Annotated in this window: 28 protein-coding genes and 1 tRNA gene; 14 read left to right on the top strand and 15 right to left on the bottom strand. The window is 65.3% G+C overall.

Annotation, left to right across the window (positions count from 1 at the left end):
• Nucleotides 1-11 precede the first annotated feature (11 nt).
• The 3 genes from ACV17W_RS04025 (at nucleotide 12) to ACV17W_RS04015 (ending at nucleotide 964) form a co-directional block, all read left to right on the top strand.
• Entirely contained in the window at nucleotides 12-344 is a 333-nt protein-coding gene (locus tag ACV17W_RS04025; protein WP_462595167.1) for an integration host factor subunit alpha, read from the top strand.
• Nucleotides 345-402: 58 nt separating this feature from the next.
• Nucleotides 403-810, top strand: a complete 408-nt coding sequence (locus ACV17W_RS04020) for a MerR family transcriptional regulator (protein WP_462595166.1) — start codon at nucleotides 403-405, stop codon at nucleotides 808-810.
• A 77-nt stretch (nucleotides 811-887) separates the two neighbouring features.
• Nucleotides 888-964, top strand: a tRNA-Pro gene (locus ACV17W_RS04015).
• A 99-nt stretch (nucleotides 965-1,063) separates the two neighbouring features.
• On the opposite strand, the gene ACV17W_RS04010 is transcribed toward ACV17W_RS04015, so the two are convergent.
• Together ACV17W_RS04010 and ACV17W_RS04005 are read right to left on the bottom strand one after the other, a co-directional pair.
• Nucleotides 1,064-1,522, bottom strand: a complete 459-nt coding sequence (locus ACV17W_RS04010; RefSeq protein ID WP_462595165.1) for a carboxymuconolactone decarboxylase family protein — start codon at nucleotides 1,520-1,522, stop codon at nucleotides 1,064-1,066.
• 26 nt (nucleotides 1,523-1,548) lie between these two features.
• Nucleotides 1,549-2,283, bottom strand: coding sequence for an SDR family oxidoreductase (locus ACV17W_RS04005; RefSeq protein WP_462595164.1), 735 nt, complete (start codon nucleotides 2,281-2,283; stop codon nucleotides 1,549-1,551).
• Between the two features lie 191 nt (nucleotides 2,284-2,474).
• On the opposite strand from ACV17W_RS04005, the gene ACV17W_RS04000 reads away from it, so the two are divergent.
• Together ACV17W_RS04000 and ACV17W_RS03995 are read left to right on the top strand one after the other, a co-directional pair.
• Nucleotides 2,475-3,461 carry an AraC family transcriptional regulator gene (locus ACV17W_RS04000; protein WP_462595163.1) on the top strand — a complete coding sequence of 329 codons (987 nt, stop codon included), beginning with the start codon at nucleotides 2,475-2,477 and terminating at the stop codon, nucleotides 3,459-3,461.
• A gap of 89 nt (nucleotides 3,462-3,550) precedes the next feature.
• The gene (locus tag ACV17W_RS03995; protein ID WP_462595162.1) at nucleotides 3,551-3,949 is read left to right on the top strand and encodes a hypothetical protein; all 399 of its coding nucleotides are present in this window, start codon (nucleotides 3,551-3,553) and stop codon (nucleotides 3,947-3,949) included.
• Nucleotides 3,950-4,044: 95 nt separating this feature from the next.
• Here ACV17W_RS03995 and ACV17W_RS03990 read toward each other — a convergent pair whose 3' ends face one another.
• The 4 genes from ACV17W_RS03990 to hpaR form a co-directional block, all read right to left on the bottom strand.
• Nucleotides 4,045-4,242, bottom strand: coding sequence for a DUF3606 domain-containing protein (locus tag ACV17W_RS03990; protein WP_462595161.1), 198 nt, complete (start codon nucleotides 4,240-4,242; stop codon nucleotides 4,045-4,047).
• A 147-nt stretch (nucleotides 4,243-4,389) separates the two neighbouring features.
• Nucleotides 4,390-5,196: a 4-hydroxy-2-oxoheptanedioate aldolase gene (gene hpaI, locus ACV17W_RS03985; RefSeq protein ID WP_462595160.1), complete on the bottom strand. Its 807-nt coding sequence runs from the start codon at nucleotides 5,194-5,196 to the stop codon at nucleotides 4,390-4,392.
• Nucleotides 5,197-5,203: 7 nt separating this feature from the next.
• A complete protein-coding gene (gene hpaH, locus ACV17W_RS03980) occupies nucleotides 5,204-6,004 on the bottom strand; it encodes a 2-oxo-hept-4-ene-1,7-dioate hydratase (protein WP_462595159.1) in 801 nt (266 codons plus the stop codon).
• Nucleotides 6,005-6,079: 75 nt separating this feature from the next.
• Nucleotides 6,080-6,529, bottom strand: a complete 450-nt coding sequence (gene hpaR / locus ACV17W_RS03975; RefSeq protein WP_462595158.1) for a homoprotocatechuate degradation operon regulator HpaR — start codon at nucleotides 6,527-6,529, stop codon at nucleotides 6,080-6,082.
• Between the two features lie 360 nt (nucleotides 6,530-6,889).
• On the opposite strand from hpaR, the gene ACV17W_RS03970 reads away from it, so the two are divergent.
• The 5 genes from ACV17W_RS03970 (at nucleotide 6,890) to ACV17W_RS03950 (ending at nucleotide 9,841) form a co-directional block, all read left to right on the top strand.
• On the top strand, nucleotides 6,890-7,636 hold the full coding sequence (locus ACV17W_RS03970) for a sulfite exporter TauE/SafE family protein (protein WP_462595157.1): 747 nt from the start codon (nucleotides 6,890-6,892) through the stop codon (nucleotides 7,634-7,636).
• 72 nt (nucleotides 7,637-7,708) lie between these two features.
• Nucleotides 7,709-7,924 (top strand): hypothetical protein, encoded by a 216-nt coding sequence (locus ACV17W_RS03965; RefSeq protein WP_462595156.1) that lies wholly within the window; start codon nucleotides 7,709-7,711, stop codon nucleotides 7,922-7,924.
• A 181-nt stretch (nucleotides 7,925-8,105) separates the two neighbouring features.
• Nucleotides 8,106-8,318 (top strand): hypothetical protein, encoded by a 213-nt coding sequence (locus ACV17W_RS03960; RefSeq protein ID WP_012249539.1) that lies wholly within the window; start codon nucleotides 8,106-8,108, stop codon nucleotides 8,316-8,318.
• Nucleotides 8,319-8,456: 138 nt separating this feature from the next.
• Nucleotides 8,457-9,560, top strand: coding sequence for an AGE family epimerase/isomerase (locus ACV17W_RS03955; protein ID WP_462595155.1), 1,104 nt, complete (start codon nucleotides 8,457-8,459; stop codon nucleotides 9,558-9,560).
• Nucleotides 9,561-9,625: 65 nt separating this feature from the next.
• On the top strand, nucleotides 9,626-9,841 hold the full coding sequence (locus tag ACV17W_RS03950) for a hypothetical protein (protein WP_462595154.1): 216 nt from the start codon (nucleotides 9,626-9,628) through the stop codon (nucleotides 9,839-9,841).
• Nucleotides 9,842-9,984: 143 nt separating this feature from the next.
• Here the strand turns inward: ACV17W_RS03950 and ACV17W_RS03945 are convergent, their stop codons facing one another.
• A complete protein-coding gene (locus tag ACV17W_RS03945; RefSeq protein ID WP_462595153.1) occupies nucleotides 9,985-11,025 on the bottom strand; it encodes a Bug family tripartite tricarboxylate transporter substrate binding protein in 1,041 nt (346 codons plus the stop codon).
• 639 nt (nucleotides 11,026-11,664) lie between these two features.
• Here ACV17W_RS03945 and ACV17W_RS03940 point away from each other — a divergent pair.
• Entirely contained in the window at nucleotides 11,665-12,492 is an 828-nt protein-coding gene (locus tag ACV17W_RS03940) for an aldo/keto reductase (protein ID WP_462595152.1), read from the top strand.
• A 33-nt stretch (nucleotides 12,493-12,525) separates the two neighbouring features.
• On the opposite strand, the gene ACV17W_RS03935 is transcribed toward ACV17W_RS03940, so the two are convergent.
• The 4 genes from ACV17W_RS03935 to ACV17W_RS03920 form a co-directional block, all read right to left on the bottom strand.
• Nucleotides 12,526-12,708 (bottom strand): hypothetical protein, encoded by a 183-nt coding sequence (locus tag ACV17W_RS03935; RefSeq protein ID WP_462595151.1) that lies wholly within the window; start codon nucleotides 12,706-12,708, stop codon nucleotides 12,526-12,528.
• The gene (locus ACV17W_RS03930; RefSeq protein ID WP_462595150.1) at nucleotides 12,705-13,877 is read right to left on the bottom strand and encodes a PepSY-associated TM helix domain-containing protein; all 1,173 of its coding nucleotides are present in this window, start codon (nucleotides 13,875-13,877) and stop codon (nucleotides 12,705-12,707) included. Before ACV17W_RS03930 ends, ACV17W_RS03935 begins: the two co-directional genes overlap by 4 nt.
• A 147-nt stretch (nucleotides 13,878-14,024) precedes the next feature.
• Nucleotides 14,025-16,631, bottom strand: coding sequence for a penicillin-binding protein 1A (locus tag ACV17W_RS03925; RefSeq protein ID WP_462595149.1), 2,607 nt, complete (start codon nucleotides 16,629-16,631; stop codon nucleotides 14,025-14,027).
• 114 nt (nucleotides 16,632-16,745) lie between these two features.
• On the bottom strand, nucleotides 16,746-18,617 hold the full coding sequence (locus tag ACV17W_RS03920; protein WP_462595148.1) for an alpha/beta hydrolase family protein: 1,872 nt from the start codon (nucleotides 18,615-18,617) through the stop codon (nucleotides 16,746-16,748).
• A 141-nt stretch (nucleotides 18,618-18,758) separates the two neighbouring features.
• On the opposite strand from ACV17W_RS03920, the gene ACV17W_RS03915 reads away from it, so the two are divergent.
• Nucleotides 18,759-19,202, top strand: a complete 444-nt coding sequence (locus tag ACV17W_RS03915) for a BPTD_2524 family lipoprotein (protein WP_462595147.1) — start codon at nucleotides 18,759-18,761, stop codon at nucleotides 19,200-19,202.
• Between the two features lie 255 nt (nucleotides 19,203-19,457).
• Here ACV17W_RS03915 and ACV17W_RS03910 read toward each other — a convergent pair whose 3' ends face one another.
• The gene (locus ACV17W_RS03910; RefSeq protein ID WP_462595146.1) at nucleotides 19,458-19,871 is read right to left on the bottom strand and encodes a PaaI family thioesterase; all 414 of its coding nucleotides are present in this window, start codon (nucleotides 19,869-19,871) and stop codon (nucleotides 19,458-19,460) included.
• A 92-nt stretch (nucleotides 19,872-19,963) separates the two neighbouring features.
• On the opposite strand from ACV17W_RS03910, the gene dinB reads away from it, so the two are divergent.
• Nucleotides 19,964-21,079 carry a DNA polymerase IV gene (gene dinB, locus ACV17W_RS03905; protein ID WP_462595145.1) on the top strand — a complete coding sequence of 372 codons (1,116 nt, stop codon included), beginning with the start codon at nucleotides 19,964-19,966 and terminating at the stop codon, nucleotides 21,077-21,079.
• Here dinB and ACV17W_RS03900 read toward each other — a convergent pair.
• A complete protein-coding gene (locus tag ACV17W_RS03900; RefSeq protein ID WP_462595144.1) occupies nucleotides 21,060-21,521 on the bottom strand; it encodes a GatB/YqeY domain-containing protein in 462 nt (153 codons plus the stop codon). The genes dinB and ACV17W_RS03900 overlap by 20 nt on opposite strands.
• Nucleotides 21,522-21,813: 292 nt before the next feature.
• On the opposite strand from ACV17W_RS03900, the gene ACV17W_RS03895 reads away from it, so the two are divergent.
• Nucleotides 21,814-23,061: a D-amino acid dehydrogenase gene (locus ACV17W_RS03895; protein WP_462595143.1), complete on the top strand. Its 1,248-nt coding sequence runs from the start codon at nucleotides 21,814-21,816 to the stop codon at nucleotides 23,059-23,061.
• A 52-nt stretch (nucleotides 23,062-23,113) separates the two neighbouring features.
• Here ACV17W_RS03895 and ACV17W_RS03890 read toward each other — a convergent pair whose 3' ends face one another.
• Nucleotides 23,114-24,628 carry a tripartite tricarboxylate transporter permease gene (locus ACV17W_RS03890; protein ID WP_462595142.1) on the bottom strand — a complete coding sequence of 505 codons (1,515 nt, stop codon included), beginning with the start codon at nucleotides 24,626-24,628 and terminating at the stop codon, nucleotides 23,114-23,116.
• A gap of 15 nt (nucleotides 24,629-24,643) precedes the next feature.
• The gene (locus ACV17W_RS03885; protein WP_462595141.1) at nucleotides 24,644-25,111 is read right to left on the bottom strand and encodes a tripartite tricarboxylate transporter TctB family protein; all 468 of its coding nucleotides are present in this window, start codon (nucleotides 25,109-25,111) and stop codon (nucleotides 24,644-24,646) included.
• Between the last annotated feature and the right edge of the window lie 8 nt (nucleotides 25,112-25,119).

Here is a 25,119-nt window from a genome sequence, read left to right as displayed (position 1 = left end):
AGGGAAACACCATGCTCGTCGAGCCGCGTACGCTTACCAAGGCCGAACTCGCCGAACTGCTGTTCGAGCGAGTGGGCCTCAACAAGCGCGAAGCCAAAGACATTGTCGATACCTTCTTCGAAGAAATCCGCGACGCCCTGGCGCGTGGCGAGCCGGTGAAGCTTTCCGGCTTCGGCAATTTCCAGGTGCGCAACAAGCCGCCACGCCCTGGGCGCAACCCCAAGACGGGCGAAACCATTCCGATCGCGGCTCGCCGCGTAGTGACTTTCCACGCCAGCCAGAAGCTGAAAAGCGTGGTCGAACAGGCCGATCCGGCCACAGGTGCCGACCAAAACGGGGAGTGATACCCTTTGTCGGTAATTGTTATCGGAGCGCCGGCGTCAGCCGGCATAAAATCCTGATATGACTCGTCCTGAAACCACTGCCGCGCTTCCGCCCATTCCCGCCAAACGCTACTTCACCATTGGCGAAGTCAGCGATCTATGCCAGGTCAAGCCGCACGTCCTGCGCTACTGGGAACAAGAATTCACACAGCTCAAGCCGGTGAAGCGCCGGGGCAACCGCCGCTACTACCAACATCACGAAGTCCTGCTGATCCGCCGCATTCGTTCGCTGCTGTACGAGCAGGGCTTCACGATCAGCGGCGCGCGCAATCGCCTGGGTGACGCACGCGATACGCCACACGACCAGGACGCAGCGGTACGCCTGAGCGCCACCGAAATCCAGGCGCTGCGCGCCGAGCTCGGCAATGTATCGGCAATGCTGGGCGAAGCATTGGGAGGCGCGTCGCAGACGCAAGCCTCGGCTTGAATCAATATGCGTTTTGAACAAAAAAACCTGCGTCGCTGATGCAGGTTTTTTTCAGTTCTGATATACTCTTTTTCTTTCGGGGCGTAGCGCAGCCTGGTAGCGCACTTGCATGGGGTGCAAGGGGTCGCGAGTTCGAATCCCGCCGTCCCGACCAGCAGTTTGAAGGCCGTCAGTGGTTGCCACTGACGGCCTTTTTCATTGCAGGCGCATGTGGCACCCCTTTGTTTTGGCGGGCAGGAGGCCCGCCGCAAGCCTAGTTTGCCGCGGCCTTGCGATGCTGCTCGAACACTTGCGACAAGGCTTGCGAAGCGGCGATCGCTCGCGGAAAACCCACCGGCACAGTGATCAGATAAATCATTTCCTTGAGCTCGTCTTCAGACACGCCGACGTTCAGTGCATAACCCGCGTGCACGCGCATCATTGCCGTTTCGCCCAGCGCCGCCATGACGGCCACCGCTGCCAGCTGTCGCGTTCGATGATCCAGGCCCGGGCGGCCCCAGACATCGCCCAGCGCGTAGGCTTCGGTGGCCTCCGCCAGGAACGGGAATTCCTTGCGCAGCGCTTCGAGATTGCCCTGGGCCTGGCCCCGATTCAATTCAAGGATCACTTCGGCGCCTCGCTTTGCGCGCGCTTCGGTCGTGGTGGCGTGCGAAAGGGACGGGGCCAGGCCGGCCAAAAGCAGGCCGGTGAGCAGGGTTCGGATACGAGTCATGACATTCTCCTTGAATGAGGGCAAGTTCAAACGCCGGCGGTGGGCCGCACCACGATTTCGCTGGTGTCCACGTCGGCGGGTTGGTCGATCACATGCGCGATCGCAGAGGCAATGGCATCGGGCTTGAGCGCGATGCGGCGGAAGCTTTCCATGGCGCTTGCCGCGGCGGGGTCGGTAATGGTGTTGGCCAGCTCCGACTCGACGACGCCGGGATATACGCAGGTGACGCGCAGCTTGTCATTTTCCTGACGCAGGCCATCGGAAATGGCCCGTACGGCGTATTTGGTGGCGCAATACACCGCGGCGGTGGGCACCACCGACAATCCTCCGATCGAGGATACGTTGATGATCTGACCCGAGCCTTGCCGCTGCATGCTGGGCAGCACAGCGGCCACGCCGTGCAGCACGCCCCGGATGTTCACGTCGATCATGCGATCCCATTCGTCGACCTTCAGCGAGGCCATGGGCGACAGGGGCATGATTCCCGCATTGTTGACGATGACGTCGATACGGCCGTGGGCTTGCAATGCGTGGTCGGCGAAGGCCTGCACGTCTTCGCGGGAGGTCACGTCAAGCGCGCGGTACTGCACATGGCCGCCGGCGGCGTTCAAGGTGTCGGCCAGTGCCTGCAGGCGGTCGGTGCGCCTGGCGCCTATCACCAGGTGATGGCCGCGCGTCGCCAGCAGGCGGACGGTGGCTTCACCGATGCCGCTGCTGGCGCCGGTGACGAGTATGACTTTTTCGTTTGAGGGGGTGGACATGGGTATTTCCTTGATCAATAGTGGACAGGCGGGGCGGCAACCGTTACGCCATGACAAGCATGCTAGGGCCGCGAGCGTGCCGCGGTAAGACCCATTTGTCTTCCAGGTTTGCCTGAAACTATTCGATCTTTGCGATACGTGCTGCAAAATTGGTATCTTCTGTCCTGTTCCTCTTCTTCCCGGGATCACACATGGACAGAGCCCCTGAGGCCCGCTCGCCGAGGCAGGCGCGCATGGTCGAACTGTTGAAGCAGCTGGCGCCCTCCGAGGGCTATACGCGCTCGTTACTGGACGGGGTCACCTTCATGCGATCGAACGCGCCCCTGGCCTGCACGGCGGCGCTGTATGAACCGAGCATCGTCATCGTGGCGCAAGGGCGCAAGCGCGGGTTCCACGGAGGTGCCATGTACGTGTATGACGCGCAGCATTACCTCGTGCTGTCGGTGCCGCTGCCCTTCAATATCGAAACCGAGGCCAGCGAGTCAGAACCCTTGCTGGGACTGGCGCTGCGCATCGACGCGTCGATGACGGCTGAGCTCGTCATGGGCGTGGACGCGTCCGGTCCGGAATATGCAGCCCAGCCGGTCAGCATGTATGCCTCGCGCATGGACGGCAAGCTTGAAGACGCCACGCTGCGCCTCCTGGAGGCCCTGGGTTCGCCGGTCGAAGCCAAGCTGCTGGGGCCGTCGATCTACCGCGAGATCACATATCGTGTATTGATGGGCGAGCAGGGCGGCGGCTTGCGCGCGGCTTTACTGCAGGGCGGCAGCTTCGGACGCGTCGCCAAGGTGCTGCGTCGTATTCACGCCCAGTATCAGCGTGAACTGGATGTTGCGACGCTGGCCCGTGATGCGAACCTGAGCGTGGCCGCATTTCATGTGCACTTCAAGGCAGTGACGTCAACCACGCCCATCCAGTACATCAAGGCGATACGCCTGCACCAGGCCCGCCTGATGATGGTACGCCAGGGGCTGAGCGCCGCCAGCGCCTGCGCGCAAGTGGGCTACGAAAGCGCCTCGCAGTTCAGCCGTGAATTCAAGCGCCTGTTCGGCCGCAGCCCCACGCAAGAAGTGCGCAGCCTGAAATCGGTGCTGGGCCTGGCTTCGCCTTCGGTGTATCCGGAAGGCTATCTGCGCAGGTCCGGCGAACTGGGAGCTTCGGCTTCTCAGGTCGCCTGAGCCCGTTGCGGTAATAATGCGCGAAGCCGCCGGGCATCGCGCTGGCGCAACCTACGCGGCTGCTTCTTTATCCACACCAAGGAATCACGATGAAATCCATCTTAAGGCCACTGGTCGCGGGATGCCTGATGACACTGGCCGCCTGCGCGTCCGACCCCATTGCGGAATTCAAGGCCGACACGGATGGCCGCGAGACGCGCGACAGCAGGCTGGGCGCCCGCGCGCTGGCGGAGTGCATGCGCCCACATCTCGAGAAAACCACTACGGCGGGCGCGAGCACACCTGAATTGCGGCTCCATGCGTTCGAGGATCGGTGGGAGGCCTGGCGCCTGCAAGCCACCAATGGCTCGCGCACGGTGTACCTCACAGAATTCGAACCCCGCGGGGATAACGGAAGTACGGCCCGGCTGTACTACGCTCGCCAATTCCAGCACATCGATGCGTTGCGCGCCAACTTCAATGAAGGAATGGCGGCCTGCCAGGGATAGCGCGCCACGTGGCCTGGGCGGCGGTGATGGCACAGATGGCCGCGCGCACGTCCGCACCATTTCGCCGGCATGCTCATGCCGGTTCAGGCACGGCTTCAGCTGGTACGACCCGATGCCGGCGTAGCCAGGTAATCGCGTACGGTTTCGACTGCCGGGCCCACCTGGTGCACGGCCTCATCGAGCTGGTCCATGGTGACCCCGAGCTGCTCGCTCCAATAGCGACGGTCACCCTCGTCATCGATAGCGATCTTCGACGGGTCGATCGGACTTGATGGCTGCTTGCTGTCGTTCATATGCGGTTCCTATTACAGGTTGGTCGTAATGTCGGTTCAGCAAGCGGCGTGCCCCCGCAGCCCTGTTCGCAAGCGGCAGTCGCCAACGGAGTGGATCGCCGGAGCCAGCCAGACGCAGCGGGCCGGCCGCAGGGGCCGGCCGGCGGGTCAGTAGGGCCCGCCTGCCCGGGGTGCCGTCGTAGCCGGCTTGCCCTTGAAGTCCTGCGCAAGCTTTTCGGCCGCACGGGCGAGAAGGGTGGCATCGACGCCCACCGCGACAAAGGTGGCGCCCAGGTCCAGGTAATGCCGCGCCTGGACGGGATCGGCGTGCAGAATGCCCGCTGCCTTTCCCGAACGCACGATGCGCACGATGGCGTCGTCAATTGCGGCCCGCACATCGGGATGCCCAGGGTTGCCCAGGTGGCCCATGCTGGCAGACAGATCGGCCGGGCCGATGAACACGCCATCCACGCCTTCGACGGCGAGAATTTCATCGAGCGCCTGCAGCCCCTGGGGCGTCTCGAGCTGCACCAGCAGGCACATCTCGTCGTTGGCGCGTTGAATGTAGTCGGGGATGCGATTCCAACGCGACGCGCGGGCCAGCGCCGCGCCCAGGCCGCGTATGCCGGCGGGCGGGTACCGCATGGCCGACACGGCCGCGGCTGCCTCTTCAGCGGTCTGGATCATGGGAACCAGCAGCGTCTGCGCGCCGGCGTCCAGCAGTTGCTTGATCTGGACGAAATCGTTCCACGGCGGGCGCACCACGGGGGCGACGGGGTACGCCGCGACCGCCTGCAACTGAGCCAGCACGGTCTGCAAGGTATTGGGCGCGTGCTCACCGTCGATCAGCAGCCAGTCGAAGCCGGCGCCGGCGCAGATTTCGGCGGGGTAGGGGTGAGCCATGCCGGCCCACAGACCGATCTGCGGCTGTCCGGCGCGCAGGGCGCGCTTGAATTGGTTCGTGAGAATGTCCATGGCGTGCTCAGACGAAGTGGCAGTTGACGCTGCCCAATGTGCCATAGTCGACGGCGAAGGTGTCGCCGGGCTTCGCGAAAACCGGTCGTGTGAAAGAGCCGGACAAGATGACCTGACCCGGTTCGAGCATTACATCGCGCGGGCCGAGTTTGTTGGCCAGCCACACGACGCCATTGGCCGGGTGGTTCAACACGCCTGCTGCCACGCCGGTCTCTTCGATGATGGCGTTGCGTGACATGATCGCGCCGACCCAGCGCAGGTCGAGGTCATGCATGCGCACCGGACGCCCACCCAGCACGACGCCTGCATTGGCGGCGTTGTCGGCGATGGTATCGAACACTTTGCGAGGACGCTTGGTATCGGGGTCGATCATGTGCGAGCGGGCGTCGATGATTTCGAGTGCGGGCACGACATAATCCACCGCATTGAACACGTCTGCCAGCGTGACGCCGGGCCCGCGCAGGGGCTTGGCCAGGATGAAAGCCAGTTCCACCTCCAGGCGGGGGGCAATAAAACGGCTGGATGGAATCTCGCCCTCTTCGAAGAACATGTCGTCGAACAGCGTGCCGTAATCGGGTTCGTTGATTTGCGAGGCTTGCTGCATGGCGCGCGAGGTCAGGCCGATCTTGTGGCCTTTGATGACGCGGCCTTCCGCCAGTTTCAATTCCAGCCATTGCCGCTGGATGGCGTACGCGTCGTCGATGGTGATCTCGGGATATTCCAGCGAAATCTGGCTGATCTGCGTGCGGCTGCGTTCGGCCTCGTGCAGGCGCGCGGCCAGGGCCTGGATGGTGGATGTGTCGAGCATGGCGGGTTCCGCAAAGTAGTTAACACGTTATCTATTATGCGGAAAGGCCATCGGGCTGGCAAGCCCGTTCGCCGGCTACGCCGGGGGATGACGCTTGATCTGCTCGATCGCCTCGTCGATGTCGCGGTACAGGCGCTCCAGACGTTCTTTTCCCAGAGAGGACTCGAGCCCCTGATAGCAGGCATCCACTTGCGGGCGCAAGGCATCGATGAGGCGACGCGCCTTGGGGGTCAGGGTGATGTCCTGCCGGCGCTGGTCGGCGTGCGACCGCGTACGTTGGATCAGGCCCGCCTGTTCCATGCCAAGCAGCATGCGGGTCAGGCTGGGGCGCAGGATCTGGCATTGCGCGGCGATCTGATTGGGCTCCATGGGCTCCAGTTCGCTGAGCGTGCGCAGCACGCGCCATTGCTGCTCGGTGATGCCGGCGCGATGCAGAATGGGCCTGAAATGCGCCATCAGGGTTTCGCGCGCGTGCAATAACAGGTGGGGCAGGTTGCGATGGTGGAACTGGCTCATGCGCGGCATGTTACCAAGACGCCCAACGGCCCGGAAAAATCTGCGCCGCGCGCCGGGGCACGCCCTGCGGCCTGTCCGCATGGGCCTGGGCACTATGGGCGGGCAATCGGAGCGTCACAACCGTGTATCGCGGGCGCTGCCACCGTGCGATGAGGGCGCGCAACGTGAAATGAAGGGCGCCGCAGACGCGCAATAAAGAGCGCCCCAACTCAGGGAGTGTGGGGCGCTCTTGCCTGGCTTCGCACGCATGGGTGTCAGAACGCCTGGCAACTTCAATTTAGTGCTGCAGCGTGCACGATGCAAGCGGAAAATCGTATCAGGCAGTACGATCCGCGACTGACATATACGGCAACGGGAACTGATGAGTCGATGGATAGTGCGCTGATCCTGGTTGTTGCCGGCGCGGCGGTGGCCGGTTTCGTGCAGGGCCTCGCCGGGTTCGGCTTCGGCATGGTCGCCATGGCATTCTGGGCCTGGTCGTTGGACCCGCGCCTGGCCGCCGTGATGGCGGTGGCATGCGGACTGGCAGGGCAGATCCTGGCGGCGCTCACCGTGCGCAGGGGGTTCGACCTGCGGCGCCTGTTGCCCTTCGTGGCCGGCGGCCTGGTGGGCATTCCGATAGGCGTGGCGATTCTGCCGCTGTTGAATCCAGCGTGGTTCAAGGCCCTGATAGGGGGCTTCCTGGCTACATGGTGTCCATTCATGCTTGCCGCGAGCCGGCTTCCGCGCGTAGAGCGGGGGGGCCGCGCGGCCGACGCCGCTGTGGGCGCCCTGGGGGGCATCATGGGTGGGCTGGGCGGGTTCACCGGCGTGCTGCCCACGCTATGGTGCACCCTGCGGGGCCTGGACAAAGACGCGCAGCGCTCCATCATCCAGAACTTCAACCTGGCCATGCTGGCCGCCACGCTGGCCTCGTATGGGGCCACAGGCCTGGTCACTGCCGCCATGGGCCCCTTTCTGGCCGTTGCCATTCTGGCGATGCTGCTGCCGGGATGGTTGGGCGCGCGAGCCTATCTGGGCATCTCGGATGCAACGTTTCGCAAGATCGTGCTGGGCCTGCTGACGGCCGCCGGCGTCGCGCTGCTGGCGTCGTCATTGCCGGAGCTGCTGGGGTGAATCGGGGGCAGGCACGCCCCATGCTATCGTACAGACAGCGTTTTTCCACTTAACAGCACGAGCATGGCGCGCATGAAAATTCAACAGGGCGAGTTGGCCCATTGGCTGCAGTTCGTGGCCGATGCCGAATCAGAGACGGTGGCAGCCGACCAGCTGCCTGCGCATGTGGCCGAAAGCTTGCTCATTCTTCGATGCGTGCAAGAGGCGGGGCAGGGTAGGCTGTCGCTTACCGGCAAGGGGCGTCTGGCCCTTCGTATGCAGGCGCCCGGCGCCATCCATCTGCAGTAGGGTGACGGCGGGCGTCCACGGCGCGGGCGCCCCGGCACGCCGGGGTATCCCTGTTGCGGCTGCGCCGTTAAGATGAACTTGCGTGTCGCTTGCGGGTCCAACCGATAGCGGACCTTTCCAACGGAACCCGCCAGCGCCGCGCGTGGATCCACGCGTTTTGGTAACCGACTGGGAGGCAGCCATGCAGCATCATGACCAGGAAGTACTGATCGACGTATCCACAGCGGCCATGGATACCGGCGGATACGGTGTACTGCTGACGGTGACGGCCGAAGGAGGCACCGAAGTCGATGCCGCCTTTTCGTATCTGGGCGACTGCGCGTCGTTGCACGAGGCGCGCGATCGCGCAGAAATCTTCGCCCAGAACTGGGTAGAGGAAAACATCTTCCGCTGACGACGCTCGTGGGGCGCAGGAAGCTGGCAGGGTGCGCGCGCCATGACCTGGTTTCGATACGTGGCCCGACGGCGGCACAAATCCGGGTTATCGTCGCTGCTTCGTCATTTCAGGCGCGCGCCCCCGCGCCAGGTATCGATGGGCGCTCCGTTGGCTTCCGATCTTCAGCTTACTGTCCAGACCCTGCGCCAGCACTTCAATGAAGTGATTCTGGCGCTATGGTGCGACGCCGGCTTCAACGCGAACGTGGGCCTGCCCTACGAGTCGCTGCACGGCGACAGCACCCTTGCGGTGCCGCCGCAGCGCTACCGGGCGATGGCGTGCGCGCGCCAGTTGTACATCTATGCGCGCGCTCCCGAGTCCGGTCACGTGCGGCACGCCGATCGCCTGTTCGAGGCCTTGCTGCGCCATTTTCGCGACGACCGCCATGGCGGCTGGCGATACAGCGTCGATCCGCACGGCGAAACGCTGGACGCTACGCAAGATCTATATACACACGCGTTCGTCATTTTCGCGTGCGCGGCGTATTTCGAACGTACCCGCAATGCGGACGCGCGCCATGCCATGTTGCAGACGGCCGAACGGGTCGAGCAGCATTTCCGCCGGCCCGACGGCTTGTACGAGGCGGCCCTGTCGTCCGACTGGCGCGAACCGCGGGCGGGGCCGGCGCAGAATCCCATGATGCACTTGACCGAGGCTTACCTGGCGGCCGCCCGCGTGGCCGAGCCGGCCTGGTTTGCGCAGAATTTGCGCCATATCGCACAAGGGGTGGCCGACGCCTTTCTCCATGCGGCCACCCAATGCATCGCCGAGGCCCCGGTGGGCACCCCTGGCAATCGCATCGAACCTGGCCACCAGTTCGAATGGTTTGTGTTGCTCGGCAGCGCCCCGGCGGTGTTCGCCGGACTTGAATTGCCCCTGGCCGTTCCGCGTGGTTGTGATTGGGCGAGGCGTCATGGCGTGGACCGCGACACGGCGGGAGTACTGGCGTCGCTACACGAAGGTGGGCAAGTGCTCGATTCCGTGCAGCGCCTGTGGGCGCAGACCGAATACGCACGCTATCTGGCCGTTACGGATCCCGCGGCACTCGGCGCCCAGCTCCAGGCGCTGCGACGCCGGTTCATCACACCGACAGGCTGGCGCGAATGCCTGGACGCCCATGGCGCAGTGGTGCGCGGCGACATGCCGTCCACGACGCCTTATCACCTCGCCACCTGCTACGAGAGTTTGCAATCTATTTAACTGCCTGGCATAACGCTACAGACTAATTCCTTTACAATTTGGCAACTATTGTCTAGAGGTAGGTCATGAGCGTAATGTGTGCAGGGTGCCAGGCCATCACGCCGGGCGTGCCGGGTATTCCTCCCCATGCGGGGCTGGGCCACCAAGGATTCGTGCATCCCAGCGTGAAGGGACGCGAAGGTTGCCGCGAGGACCACTTCCGCTGCCTGGAATGCGGCGCCAAATGGCTGCGGGAAACCGACAAATGGGGAACTGATCAGGGTTTCAAGCTGGCCCCCTAGCGGGGCAGTTGGGCGGCACTCTACCGGGCAGCGATCCGCCGGGCAGCGATCCGCCGGGCGGCACTGCGCTGGGCAGAGCGCCTAGGGGCAGCGGGCTCGGCCGGCGCTGATAAACCGGCCTCGGGCGCGCCCCGCGCGCCGGTTCAATCGACCTGGGCCCCGGAAGCCCGCACCACTTCACTCCACCGTTCCACGTCGGCAGCGAGTATCTGCGCGAACTCTGCGGGGCTGGTCGCGTAGGGTTCGGCGCCTTGCGCGGCGAAGCTTTCCGCTACTTTGGGTTCAGCGAGCGTGGCATTGACGATGCTGTTGATCTGATCCACGCGTTCGGGGGGAGTCCCCTTGGGCGCCATCAGGCCGAACCAGGGGTTTACGTCGAAACTCGTGAAGCCGGCTTCCGCAATGGTCGGGATGTCCGGGAACGACTTCGCGCGTTTTGCGCTGGTGACGGCGAGCGGGCGCAGGGCACCGCTCTTGATGGAGCCCGCGACAGACGGCAGGCTGGTGAACACCACGTCGATTCGGCCGCCCAGCAGGTCTTGCAGCGCCGGGGCGGCGCCGCGGTAGGGCACGTGCTGCATGGGAACTTGCGCGGCGGTGCTGAACATCTCGCCCAGCAGATGGTTCACCGAACCGTTGCCTGCCGACCCGTACGTCACGTGGCCCTGCTTGGCCGCCTGCACCAGGTCGCCAACCGACTTCAGAGGCGAATCGGGCCGCGTGATCAGCACGAAGGGAAGCGTTGCGAGCGTGGCCACCGGCACGAAATCGGTGCCTGGGTCGAACTTCAGCTGCTTGTACAGCGAGCCATTGATGGCCTGGGTACCCACGTAGCTCATCAGCAGCGTGTAGCCATCGGGCGGCGCGCCCAGCACCGCTTCCATGCCTACATTACCCCCGGCGCCAGCACGGTTCTCGACGACTACCGTCTGCTTCCATTTGTCGCCGAGTTGCTGCCCCATGATGCGTGCCAGCGTGTCTGAGGCGCCACCAGGAGTTTGCGGAACAATGATGCGCACCGGCTTGGTCGGGAAGTCTTGCGCGGCGGCGCCCGGCGCAGCGGCGCCCGGCGCAGCGGCGCCCGGCGCAGCGGCGGCCGGCGCGGCGGCGGCCGGCGCGGCGAGGGCGGGCGCGGCCAGCCCGGCCGACAGCAGCAGGCCCAGTGCCCAGGTTGCACGACGCATGTTTCTCTCCTTTGAGGATAACGGCCTTATGAATGGCCTTGGGTTTGTGCCAGCGCGGCAGGCAGCCGCGCCAGCTGATCTGGCAATGGTATCGAAAAGAACGTGCTGTCCCGGGCCGCGATGGCTCGGCGCCGCTTATCCCGAGCAGGCGGCGCGGGCGATGACGTGCGCGCTCGTCGGGAACGCGTTCGCGCTGTCGCGCTGACGCGAACGGGGCCTGATGTTGATCGACGGGGTCGGACAGAGCCCGGATAGTATCAGGCTGGCCGAGCGCGAGCCGTCATGCGGGCGGCATCCCGGCGTGCCGTTCGTGAAGCGATGCGTCGGGGACGCGGCGGATGTCGCCCGCCCGCGGCGAGACCGTCGCTGACAACCGGGCGGTCGCGTGGCGGCGAGTACTGAATCAAGAACCCTTTGCCGCGAGTTTCCGGAATGAAGCGCCGCCCGGGTCGGTCACGGCGCACTGCACAGTGCGCCGCTTGCAGCTTCTGTTGCGCCAGTCCCACGCCAGGCGCCGACGCGATTCCGTCGCTGGCAACGCCTGGTTGCAAGCCCGCCCCGATAGAGCGCTATCATGAAGTCATGTTGCCCCCCGCCCGCGGGGCGGTTCGCATACCCGCTAGTCAATTCGGAGGTCACATGGCGACAGTTCCCATCCTGAAATTGAACGACGGCAATACGATTCCGCAACTTGGCCTGGGCGTCTGGCAGATTCCCGACGACGAGGCCTCGCGCTGCGTGAAAGAGGCGCTGGCGGCCGGCTACCGCTTGATCGACACCGCGGCGATCTATGGCAACGAAAGCGGCGTGGGCGAGGGCCTGCGCGCGTCGGGTGTGGCGCGTAAAGACCTGTTCGTCACCACCAAGCTTTGGAATGACACACACGGCTACGATGAAGCCCAGCAGGCCATGGACGAAAGCCTGAAGCGCCTGGGCCTGGCATATGTCGACCTGTATCTGATTCATTGGCCGGTGGCGGGCAGCGACAAATACCTGGATGCGTGGCGCGCGCTGGTGGCCATGAAGGAAGACGGACGTGCGCGGTCGATAGGTGTCTCGAATTTTCCCCCGGCGCAGTTGCAGCGCTTGATCGACGAAACGGGCGTGGTTCCTGCGGTGAATCAGGTGGAACTGCATCCGGGGTTTGCCCAGAAGCCGCTGCGCGCCGTGCATGCGGAACAAGGCATCGCCACCGAGTGCTGGAGCCCGCTCGGGCAGGGCAGCGTCGTCGATAATGCCACGCTGGCCGCCCTGGGACAGAAATACGGGAAGTCGGCCGCGCAGGTCACGCTGCGCTGGCACGTCCAGAATGGCCTCATCGCCATTCCCAAATCCGCAACGCCGGCGCGCATCCGCGCCAACATCGATATCTTCGACTTCGAGCTGTCGGCCGACGACATGGCCGATATCGACAACCTGCCTCAGGGCGAGCGTCTGGGCCCCGATCCCGAACGTTTCCGCGGCTGACGCCGAACCGGCGCCGCCGGCCTGAGGCCGGCCTCAGTGCCTGGCGGGAAAGCACCAGTAACGTGCAATCACTAGCAGCAGCGCGCCCAGCGACAGCCAGGACGCCCAATGCCACGGGCCCGTGCCCAGCAACGCGGCCAGCAAGCCGAACACGCTGAGCACGCCCAGTGCGATGGGGGCTGCCCAGACGAACCAGAAACGTTGGCGAGGCGTCATGCGGGGCTCCGTTGCGGGGTGGCGTGCTGGTGCCGCCGCACCAGTTCGGCGATTCGGGCGTCGGTGGCTTTGCGCCGCGCGATCCACAGGTACAGGCCGCTGGCCAGAACCACAATGGTGACCAGGTCGAGCAGGGTCCAGAGAATCTTGAGCGGCATGCCACCGTAGTCGCCGAAGTGCAGGGGGCGCGAAAGTTCGAGCGCCGTCAGGTACCAGGGCATGCGCGCCACGGCGCTCAGCTGGCCGGTGACACCGTCCACAAGGACAGGGCTGTTCAATTTGGACGTCAACGGCGTACTGCCGCGCAACCACACAATGTAATGATGCGGGCTCCCGTAGGCATTGCCCGGATAGGCGATGAAGGACACCTCGCGCCCGGGCAGCGCCTTCATGGCGGTATCGGCGGCATGTTGCACCGACGACAGCGTGGTGGGCACGGGCTTGCCCTGGTAGGGCGCCAGCACGCGCGGCAGCTCGGTGGATTGCCACAAGCGGAACAGCGGCGTGGATAGCTCGTTGATGACCCCGGTGATGCCGACGACGAAGGCCCACACCAGCGTCACGATGCCCAGCAGATTGTGCAGATCCAGCCATTTCAGTCGGGTCGAACGCGCCGCGCGCACAGTGCCGAATTCCAGCTTTTTCATGAAGGGGCCGTACAGCACCACGCCCGATACGATGGCAACGACGAACAGCAAGCCCATGAAGCCCAGGAACAGTTCGCCGGGCAGACCGGCGAACAGATCCACGTGCAGGGCCAGCATGATGCCCATGAAGGAGAACCGGTCATCGGAGTAGGGTGGGCCGTCGTGCAGCACGTCGGCCGTGCGCAGGTCGACGCGTACCGCATGGCCTTTCTCGACGGCCTTGCCCAGTTCGGGCACGAAGCCGACAAAGGCCTGCGGCTCATGGTCGTCGATATAGACGTAGTCGATGTATTCGTCCGGGTAGAGCGTGCGGGCCTGCGCGACGATCCGGTCCAGGCTGGCATTGGGCGTGCCTTCCGGCAGTTCCGCTACGGGCTTGCCTTCATCGAACAGGTGTTCGATCTCATGATGAAAAATCAGGGGCAGGCCGGTCAGGCAGATGACCAGCAGAAACAGGGTGCAGACCAGGCTGGTCCATTTGTGTACCAGGTACCAGGTCTTGACGGTGGTCGCGGTGGTCATGGGCGCGCGTCGGGCAAATTGAACGAAACCTGAACGATATCATGAACAATATGTATTCTCATCATCATATTTGCACGGGGCGTAGCTCAGGCCCCTTGCGCTGCCCCGACCGAATCCCGCCGCCCGGGCTGCGGGCGGACAGCGGAATCAGAGCGGCCGGGCTTCCCCGGCGCCAGGCGCCTGGATAGGCTGCGCGCTGGCGGGGCCGGGCGCGGGCGGGATGGGAATGGTGAAGATGGGAGCTGCCTCGGTGCGCGGCGTGGGGGCCGGGGCGGTCGCAGGCACGGCGGGGGCCGCGGCCTGGCCTATCGGAGGCATGGACGGGGCCGCGGGCGACGGCGCCGAGGGCATCGGCTGATCCAGCGGCCGCACGCGGGTCGGCGCGCTGTCGCTGGGGCGCATGTTGTTCAGGAAGTCGGTAAGCTCATCGCCGGTGGAAAGGTCGAGCGCGGCCACCGCCTGGCCGGGGGGAAACTCGGAAAAATAATACTCGTCGTTGTGCACGATCAGGCCGCTGGGCAGGGGACGCTGGGGCTGTTCAGGAACGTCTTTCATGACCGGCTGCATGTAATCGAGCCAGGTCGACAGGGCCAGCCCGCTGCCGAAGGCATTGGTGCCCAGCGAGCGCGGCTGGTCGAAACCCATCCAGACCGTGGTGCTGAGCGTCGAGGTGTAGCCGCTGAACCAGACGTCGACCGCGTCGTTGGTGGTGCCGGTCTTGCCGCCCACGTCGGAACGCTTGAGCGTACGCTTGGCACGCGCGCCCGTGCCAATGGAGGCCACGTCGCGCAGCATATCGTCCATGACCCAGGCGGTGCGGGGGTCGATGGCGCGGACGGCTTCGTCGCCGGCCTTTACCGGCTGGGCCTGCATCAGTACCTTGCCCGAACGGTCGGTGACGCGGGCGATCAGGTACGGCGGCACGCTGTAGCCGCCGTTGGCGAATACGCTGTAGGCATTGGCCACCTGCAGCGGCGTGGCGCCCCCGGCGCCCAGGGCCAGCGGCAGTACGGCGGGCCAGCGTTCTTTCTGGAAGCCGAAGCGGGTCAGGTAGTCTTGCGCGTACTGCGGCGAAATGGCTTGCAGGATGCGGATGGACACCATGTTCTTCGAGCGGTACAGGCCCTGGCGCAAGGTCTGCATGGGCTCATAGCGGTTGCCGTCGTTCTTGGGCGACCAGGGCCGTGAACCCGTCTGCTCGACAGACAGCGTGAACGGCATGTCCGACACTTGCGTGGCGGGCGTCATGCCGCGTTCCAGTGCGGCCGCATAGACAAACGGCTTGATGGTGGACCCGGGTTGGCGCCAGGCCTGGGTGGCGCGGTTGAACGAACCCCGGTAGAAATCGAAGCCGCCTATCATGGCGCGCACCGCGCCATCCTGCGGCGACAGCGATACCAGCGCGGCCTGCAGCGCCGGCATGTTGATGATTTCCCAGGTGTCGCCATTGCGATGCAGGTACACGACCGAGCCGCGGCGCAGGCGCAGTTTGTCGTCGGCCTTGGGCGCCAGCGCCCGCGCCACGATGGACAGCGCCTTCTTGTCGGACACCGTGACGATGTCGGTGGCGCTGCGGGCCACTCTGACCTCGGTAGGGCTCGCCGACAGCACCACACCCGCGGTCAGGTCACCGCTGTCGGGGGTTTCTTCCTGCACGCCGTCGAGAATCTCTTCGAACGCCTGGCGATCGTCTTCGATGCCCTCCGGCAGGTCGATCTGGTCTTCCGGGCCGGGATAGGGCGCGCGCCGGGTGTAGTCGAGCACGCCTGCGCGCACGGCCTCGTAGGCGGCCTGCTGGGCCTTGGAATCGATGGTGGTGTAGACGTCCAGGCCCAGCGTGTAGGTCTCGTCCTGGAACATGCCATACATGAGCTGGCGGACCAGTTCGGCCGGGTACTCCCCGTGCACGGCGAAGCCGTTCGCCTGGGCGCCTTCGGTTCCGCGGATCAGCAGCGGCTGTTCGAGCGCGGCCTGGGTCTGCTCTGGCGTGAGGAACCCCAGTTTCTGCATGCGTCCGAGCACATAGTGCTGGCGCACCTTGGCGCGTTCAAGGTTGGTGATGGGATTGGAGCGTGACGGCGCCTTGGGCACTCCGGCCAGCAATGCAGCCTCGGCCGCGGTGATTTCGGACAAGGGCTTGCCGAAGTAGGTGCGCGAGGCCGCGGCGAAGCCATAGGCACGATGCCCCAGATAGATCTGATTCATGTAGAGCTCGAGGATCTGATCTTTGGTGAGCTCGGCTTCGATCTTGAACGTGAGCAGCAGTTCGTAGAACTTGCGCGAATAGGTTTTATCGGAAGACAGGTAGAAGTTGCGCGCCACCTGCATGGTGATGGTGCTGGCGCCCTGCGATTTCGACATGCTGACGACGTTGGCCAGCCCCGCGCGGATCATGCCCATCCAGTCGATGCCGCGATGTTCGTAGAAGCTGTCGTCTTCGGCCGCCAGGATGGCCTGCTTCATGACCAGCGGTATCTCTTCGAAATGCAGCACATTGCGGTGCTCTTCGCCGAATTCGCCGATCAGTACCTTGTCGGCGGTGTAGATGCGCAACGGCACGCTGGGCCGGTAGTCGGTCATGGCGTGCAGGGCCGGCAGACTGGGCCACGCCAGGGCCACGGCCAGGCCCACCGCAAGCAGGCCGCACAGGCCCAGCCCGGCCAGGGCGACGGCGGCCTTGGCCAGGAAGCGCTGTTGCAATAACGATCTGAAGCCCCGGCGAGGGGCGGAAGGGCGGTGTTCGGGGGTATTCATTGCTGCCGATTCTAGGCCAGATCCAGATAGACCCGCCCGCGGGCCATTAGGTTTCCGTAACCAAACGTGGCAGCGGGCGGGGGCGCGCAGGTCCAGGTGCGCGCACCCGGTGCATTATGGTTTCAGGTGTTCCACCAGAAACGCTTCCATGGCGGCGTAAAACTCGAACTTGTTTTCATCATTGTGAAAACCGTGCCCTTCATTGTCTTTCACCATGTACTGCACTTCAACGCCCCGCTGGCGCAGCGCTTCGACGACCTGATCGCTTTCGGCCTTGTTGACGCGGGGATCCTGGGCGCCCTGGGCGATGAAAAGCGGGGTACGGATACGGTCGACGTGCAACGCGGGCGAAGTGGCCGCCAGGCGCTCGCGATCCCGCTCGGGGTGGCCCACCATATCGTACATCTTGGCCAGCAGCGGCTTCCAGTAAGGCGGGATGGTGTTCATGAAGGTGAACAGGTTCGACACGCCGACGTAGTCGACCGCCGCAGCGTACAGGTCGGGCGTGAACGCGATGCCCGCCAGCGTGGCATAGCCGCCGTAGCTGCCGCCGTAGATGCCGATGCGCGCCGGGTCGGCAATGCCCTGGTCGATGAGCCATTGCACGCCATCGGTGATGTCGTCCTGCATGGCAAGGCCCCATTGTCCGAAGCTGGCCTCCCAGAACCGGCGCCCATAGCCGGTCGAGCCGCGGAAGTTGATCTGCAGCACGCAGAAGCCCCGGTTGGCCAGGAATTGCACCTCGGGGTTGTAACCCCAGCCGTCGCGCGCCCACGGGCCGCCGTGGGGGTTGATGATGCAGGGCAGGCCGCGTGGGGCGCGCCCGACGGGCAGCGTCAGGTAGCCGTGGATTTCCAGGCCGTCGCGGCTGGTGTAGCGCACCGGGCGGACCGGTGCCATGTCGGCTTCGGGAATGGCCGGATTGATGTCCGCCAGCTTGTGCAGCGCTCTGGTGTCGGTCTGGTATAGATAGCGCGCACCCGGGGTGCGGTCGTTGTAGGCGGCCACGATGCAAGTGTCTTCATCGCGGTTCCAGCCCTGGATGGCAAGATCGTAGCCGGGCAGCAGGGTTTCGAGCTGCTGGTACAGATCGCGCGTGGGTCCGTCGAAATAATGGCGGCGCGGCTTGTCGGTCTGGTAGGCGGCCAGCTTCAGCACGCGGCGCTTGCGCGAATACGTGGCTGCGTCGAGATCGACCTCGTCGGTGGCGTACACGAGTTCTTCGTCGTGGGGCAGTGACGGGTCGATGATGACCAGCGCGAGCTTGTCGCGGCCGCGATTGCTCAACGCGTACAGGGCGCGGTCGTCGAACGTGAAGAACAGCGGATGTACCGTCGTACGGTAATCGGTGGTGATGATGGGGCGAAACGGCGCGGCTTCGTCATCGCGGTACAGCAGGGTGGTGTCCAGACCATCGCTGGTGAGCGCGGCGCGCACCTTGCCGGCGTGGTCGGTCTGCCAGCCCATGACGTTGCCGGGGTTCTGCGCCACCAGGGCAGCCGCTCCCGTGTGCACATTGACGCGGTACACATCGAATACCTGCGGATCGCGCTGGTTGTGGCTGATCAGCAAGTGATCGGGATCGTCGGGCAGGTCGTCTTCGATGGTTGCGCGGACGCCCGGGTAAGGCGTCAGATCGTTGACCGTGCCGGTGCGGGCATTCACCGCAAGCACGTGGAAGTTCTCGTCTCCGCCGAAGTCTTTCTGGTAGAGCACGATGTCGTTGCCTTTCCAGAAGAAATCGCTGATATCGCGGGCGGTTTCGGCTGTGAGCCGGCGCGGCTCGCCCACCGGGCGGCCCTCTTGCAGCGGCTGCACGTAGATGTTCATGCGCGCCGGATGTTCGTCCAGCGCCACGGGCTGCATGAATCCCAGCGTCTTGCCGTCGTCGGCAAGGCGGAAGAAGCCTCGGTCGGGGTTGCGGAAGAAGTCCTTCAAGGGGTAGGCGCGCGGCGATTGCGCGGCGGGCGGCGTGGCGTGGGGCAAGGCGGTCTCCTGGGCCGGGCGGGCCGGCGCTGATTGCCGATCATGCCACAGGCCACGCCGGCGAGTCGAACCGGGGACAGCGCAGAACTGGCCTGCATGGCGTAGATTGCGGGATAATCGCAGCCACTTCAGGGAGTCGAGATGATAAGAGTTGCAGTTGCGGCGGTCTTGGCCGCCGCGGGCCTGGCGGCCTGCTCCACCGGACTGTCCAGCGGCGGCGGGCTGAATGACAGCCTGACCGTGCCCACGGATTACCGCGAGGTCTATCGTTCGGCCAAGTCGCAGGCCGAACGCTGCCTGCAAGGCTCGGGGGCGTACAAGGTCCATGGCGAGGTCGACGAGGTCGCGCGCACGGCACTGGTGCGCGTCGAGGCACCCATCTCCGGCGATGACGTGACGCGCGTGCGCATCGCGGCGACCGCCGCGCGCCATTCGCAAGTCGACATCGCCATGTGGGGCCGCAGCATCTGGAATCGCGACGCCGTGCGCGCCATGCGCGAAGCCATCATCTACGGCGTGCCGTCGTGCGTGGCCTACATGCCCGGCGACCCCAGACCCCAGGGGCGGCTGCCGCAGCCGCGCTGAGCGGGCGGCCGCGAGATGCTGCAGCGGTGGGCGAGCGAACCTCGACCAGCACGGCCTGACCGGAATCGGGCACGCCCGGTCGTGCCCCCGCGGTGGCGAGTCTGCCGTGTGCAAGGGCCGTCAGCGGCGCGCTCGCCAGTGCCGGCGGTCGGTGGCCGGGCAGTGTCGCACAGCGCAGGACGCGTTGCGCCGCCACGGCGGCACCGGCCGGGTCATTTGCCCCGCACACAGGCTGGCGCGCGGCAGGACCCGTGTCTAATCGCCTCCGGGGCGTCGCTTGATCACCTTGAAGGTGGCGGTGGCCCTGGCCACCAGTTCGCCGCCCGGCCCGCGTACTTCGCCTTCGCAGAAGGCGATGGAACTGCCGCGCCGCAGGCAGCGCGCTTCGATCACCAGGTCGCCTTGGCCGGGGGACATGAAGCTGGTGGTCATGTCTATGGTGGCCATGCCCAGGGTCGGGTCTTCGCCGCGTGCCGCCGCACTCAGCGTGAAGTCGAGCACGCTCATCAGAGTGCCGCCGTGGATATCGCCACGGCTGTTGGTCAGGTCGGCCCGCCAGGGAAGCACGGTGCGCGCATGGTCGGCGCCGATGCGGTCGGGCACCAGGCCCAGCAGTGCCATGAGCGGAATGTTCAGGCCGAAGTAGTCAGTCGAGGCGGGCGAGGTCATGGGTACGGCGGGTTCCAGGTAGTGCGCAAGAGCGCGTCATAATATTCTCTTTTTCGCCATATTGCCGTTGCGCGACGCCGCTCGCATCCGTCATGTCATCCGCCATACGCAAGATCGTACACATCGATATGGACGCGTTCTACGCGTCGGTCGAGCAGCGTGACAACCCCGCATTGCGCGGTTTGCCTGTGGTGGTGGCCTGGGAAGGACCGCGTTCTGTGGTGTGCGCCGCCTCGTATGAGGCGCGCCGCTACGGAGTGCATTCGGCGATGTCGGTGGCGCGGGCACAGCGCCTGTGCCCGCAGGCCGTCTACGTGCCGCCCGATTTCGGGCGCTACCGCGAGGTGTCGCGGCAGGTGCGGCAGGTCTTCGCACGCCACACCGACCTGATCGAGCCGCTGTCGCTCGATGAAGCTTACCTGGACGTCACCACCAACAAGTATGGCCTGGCTTCGGCCACCGACGTCGCCCGCACCGTCCGCGCCGAGATTCTGCACGAAACGGCGCTGACGGCATCGGCCGGCGTCGCGCCCAATAAATTCCTGGCCAAGATCGCATCCGACTGGAACAAGCCCGATGGCTTGTTCGTGATCAAACCGGCCCAGGTGATGGCTTTCTTGCAGCCTTTGCCGGTACGCAAGGTCCCGGGCGTGGGCAAGGTCATGCAGGCCCGTCTGGAGGCGCTGGGCGTGCACACAGTGGGCGACCTGGGCCAATTCGGCGCGGCCGAACTGGAGCATCATTTCGGTCGCTACGGCCGGCGCCTGCACGAGCTGTCACGGGGCATCGATACGCGGCCGGTACAGCCCGATGCCCCTTTGCAGCAGATATCGGCCGAGACCACTTTCGCGGTCGACCTGCCCCTGCACGAGCTGGGCGAAACCCTCACGCGCCTGGCCGCGCGCCTTTGGGAACAGGGCACGCGCAAGGGAGCCATCGGGCGCACCGTCGTGCTGAAACTGAAAACAGACCGCTTCCGCATTCTGACGCGCACGCTGACGCTGACGCGCCCGGTGGCCTCGGCTGACATGCTGGCCGAGGCCGCGCGGCAGCTGTGCACGCGCGTCGACCTGCCGGACAGTACACGCTACCGGCTGGCAGGCGTGGGCATGAGCAATTTCGACGACGCGGCCGCACTGGGCGTGCAGGCCGACCTGGAGCTGTTCGGGCAGTTGCCCGGCGGGAGCGCTACACCAGACGCTGCTTGACCTGCTGCGACACGACCGTCATGTCGGCGCGGCCGGCCAGAGCAGGCTTGAGAATGGCCATGATCTTCCCCATGGCGGGCCCGCCACTGACACCCTGGGCGGCCACGGTCGCGAGCGCCGCGCTGATGGCGGCGTCGATTTCTTCGGGGGTGGCGGCCTGAGGCAGGAACTCGCGCAGCACGTCGAGCTCGGCGGTTTCCTGGGCCGCGGTTTCCAGCCGGCCCGCCTTTTCGAAGGCCGCGATCGACTCGCGCCGCTGCTTGACCTGCTTTTCGATGATGGCCGTGATGTCGGCGTCGCTCAATTCCTGGCGCTCGTCGACTTCTTTTTGCTTGACCGCGGCAAACAGGAACCGCAGGGTCGACAGGCGCTGGGTATCGCGTGCGCGCATGGCGTCTTTGATGGCGTCGGACAAACGGGTTTTGAGCGAGATGCTGCTCATGGGTGGTTACCTTTGTGATGGATACGGCTGAACCGGTGTTTTAACCGGACGGCGGGCCGCCGCGCAAACGCGGGCAGGGGCGCACTGAAAGAGGCTGGGTGGCCATGCCCCCGCACGCCCATCGTGCCCGCAGGCCGTCCGGCGCGACTGCGTGGCGCAATACCGCAGGGGGCGGCCTTTCTGAGGCGCGGCGTCAGGCAAACCTTAAGTTATGGGGGCCCCCGGCATTGGCATTTGTGCCAGGCATGAAGGGGGCCGACAATGGATCACAGATCATCAATCAGGGTTTGCCATGAGAGTGTGCGTCATCGGTGCCGGGGTCGTGGGTGTGACCTCGGCCTATTTCCTGGCCCGCCAGGGGCACGAGGTCGTGCTGGTCGACAGCCGTGCCCAGCCGGCCACGGTTTCCAGTTTCGCCAACGGCGGGCAGCTCAGCTACAGCTACGTCGCGCCGCTGGCCGGCCCCGGCGTTCTGCCCAATGTGCCGGCTTGGCTGCTGCGCGCCGATTCTCCGTTGCGCTTCCGGCCGCGCCTGGACCCTCACCAATGGGCATGGTGCCTGCAGTTCGCCATGGCCTGCCGGGCAACGGTGGCGCAGGCGTCCACGGCCCAGCTGCAGTCGCTGTCGTACCTCAGCCGTGACGTGCTGCATGGCTTGCTTGCCGAAGAAGACCTGGACTTCGGCCATGTGCGCAATGGCAAGCTGATCGCCTACCGCAGCCCCGAACTGCTCGAGAAGGCGCGGCGGCTGGTCGATTACCAGGCCTCGCTCGGCGCAGAGCAGCGGGTTCTGGACGCCGTTGAAACCCTGCAGCTTGAACCTGCGCTGGCTGGCCTGGGCAAGAATCTGGCGGGTGCCATCTACACCCCCAGCGAAGAAGCGGGCGACTGCCGGCAGTTCACCGAGGCCTTGTTCGGCCGCTTGCGCGAACTCGGCAATGTCGAATGCCGCATGGCCAGCCCCGTGCACCGCCTGCGCCGCGACGGACGCAAGATCGTGGCGGTGGAGAGCGCCACGGGCGACATCGCCGCCGACGCCGTGGTGCTGGCGGCCGGCATGGGCGCGCGTGAACTCATCAGGCCGCTGGGCCAGGACGTGCCGCTGTATCCGCTCAAGGGCTACAGCCTCAGCGTTCCCATCGCTCCCGAGGACGCGACGGCACCTGCGATCAGCGTCACCGACTACGAACGGCGCATCGTGTACGCCCGGATCGGCCGCGTACTGCGCATCGCGGCCATGGTCGACATCGGCAGTCACGACGCCGACATCGACCCGGCGCGCATCACCCTGCTCAAACGCCAGGTCCACGAAGCCTTTCCTCACCTGGACCTGAGCCAGGCAGTGCCCTGGGCCGGCTTGCGGCCGGCCACTCCCACGGGCAAGCCGCTGATCGGCGCGAGCCGGGTGGCCGACAACCTGTGGTTGAACATAGGGCAGGGCGCGCTGGGCTTCACCCTGGCATGCGGCAGCGCCGCGCTGCTGACGGCTCAGATGTCGGGTCTGGAACTGCCGATCGATGGGCGCCCGTTCAAACCCTGACTCCTGCCCGGCCGGACGCATCGGCGTCGGCCCGGGCAGGACCTGGGCGCAATCAAGCACGCGTTGCGCTGAGCGTTGGCTGGGGACGCGGACCCCGCAGGCGCTTGTACGCGACGGTGGCCAACATCAGTATGGTGACGGCCATGAAGCTGCCGCTCAGGGGACGGTCGAAGAACACCAGCACATCGCCTCGCGACAACAGCAGCGCGCGCCTGAAGTTCTCTTCCATCATGGGTCCCAGGATGAAGCCCATCAGCAGCGGAGCGGGCTGGAAGCCGAGCGAGGCGGCGACGTATCCGAATACTCCGATAAACAGCACGACTCCGACGTCGAAGAGGTTGTTGTTGGTGCTGTAGACCCCCAGCGCGATCAGGAAGAGCACGGTCGGATAGATCAGGCGATAAGGCACGGACAACAGCTTCACCCAGACCCCGATGAGGGGAATGTTCAGCACCATGAGCATCAGGTTGCCCAGCCAGAAGCTGATCAGCAGCCCCCAGAACATCTCGGGATACTCCACCATCAGCTGGGGGCCCGGCGTGATGTTGTGGATCATCAGGGCGCCCAGCATCAGTGCCATGACCGCGTCACCGGGAATACCGAGGGTGAGAGTGGGAATGAAGGCGGTGATGGCGGCGGAGCTGTTTGCGGCTTCGGGTCCGGAGACGCCTTCCATTGCGCCGCGTCCGAAGCGTTCCGGCGTGCGCGAGGCCTTTTTTTCAATGGCGTACGACATGAACGAAGCCATCGTGCCGCCGGCGCCCGGCAGTATGCCCAGCACGCCGCCGATGGCGGAGCCGCGCCCGATGGAGGGCATGGCCCTGCGAATTTCGCCCTTGGCGGGGCGTACGGAGTGGCGCCCCAGTTTCCCTTCGGTCAGGAGCGTGCCGCCGCCCAGGTTCGCTGCGTTCGCCAGTACGTCGGTGATGCCGAACAAGCCCATGGCCAGCGCGACCAGCGCAATGCCGTCCTGCAGTTCCGGGACGCCTAGGGCGAAGCGCGCCACCCCGCTGTTGACGTCGGTGCCGATGACGCCGACGATCAGGCCCACCATGACCGAGGCGATGCCTTTCAGCGGCGAGCCGCTGGTCAGCGTAGAGGCCGCCAGCAATCCCATCAACATGAGGGCGAAGTACTCTGAAGGCCCGAACAGGAACGCCACGTCGACCAACATGGGGCTGAAGAACATCATCAGTCCGATGCCGAAGCAAACGCCCACGAACGAGGCGAACATTGCCATGAAGACCGCCTGGCCGCCCTTGCCCTGGCGGGCCAGCGGGTTGCCGTCCACACACACGACCGCGTGCGAGGCCGTGCCCGGCAGGTTGAGCAGGATGGAGGTCGTCGCGCCACCGAAGCTGGTTCCGTAATACAGCCCGGCAAGCATGAGTAGCGCTCCCGTGGGGTCAAGCCCGTAGGTCACCGGCAGCAACATCGAAATGGCCGCCAGGGCACCTATCCCTGGAAGCACCCCGATCAGGTTCCCGAGCACCACACCCGCGAAGGCATAGGCTAGGTTCTGCAGGGAGAAGGCCGTCTGAAAGCCCAATATCAGATTGTCGATCATGATGTCTCCCTTTCCTTACCACCCGGTGAACAGGGGAAACTGCAGCTGCAGTCCATAATGAAAAGCGAGAATCGCGAACGCGACGACGCCTGCCGCCAGCAGGAGGCTGGCTCTGATCGAATTCTTCGAGTCTCCCAGCGCGGCCAGGAAGATCAGGGCGAATGTCGCCGGCACCAGGCCGCCGTAGTTGCCCAGGACGATAAAGGCGACCATGCCCCCTACCGCGGCGCCCCAAGGGCGCATCCTGCGTCGGAAGACGTCGCGCAGCGGCTCACGCTTGGCATCCGCCTCTGCCTCGTCGGCTGAACTGGGCGTGACCGCAATCAGCACGGCAAGAACGCAGAGCGTGACGCCCAGGATCAACGGGAAATAGCCGGGGCCCATGCGGTCCAGCGTGCCCAGGTCGTAGCTTAGGCTGCCTAGGGCCGTCACCGCGCCGATCAGCAGCATGAAACCGGCGGAATAGTACTTATGCTTAAGCATCGATCTCC

The organism is Bordetella sp. MIP270_01_BMS, assembly GCF_054958705.1.
This window is presented reverse-complemented; position numbering and strand designations above follow the sequence as displayed.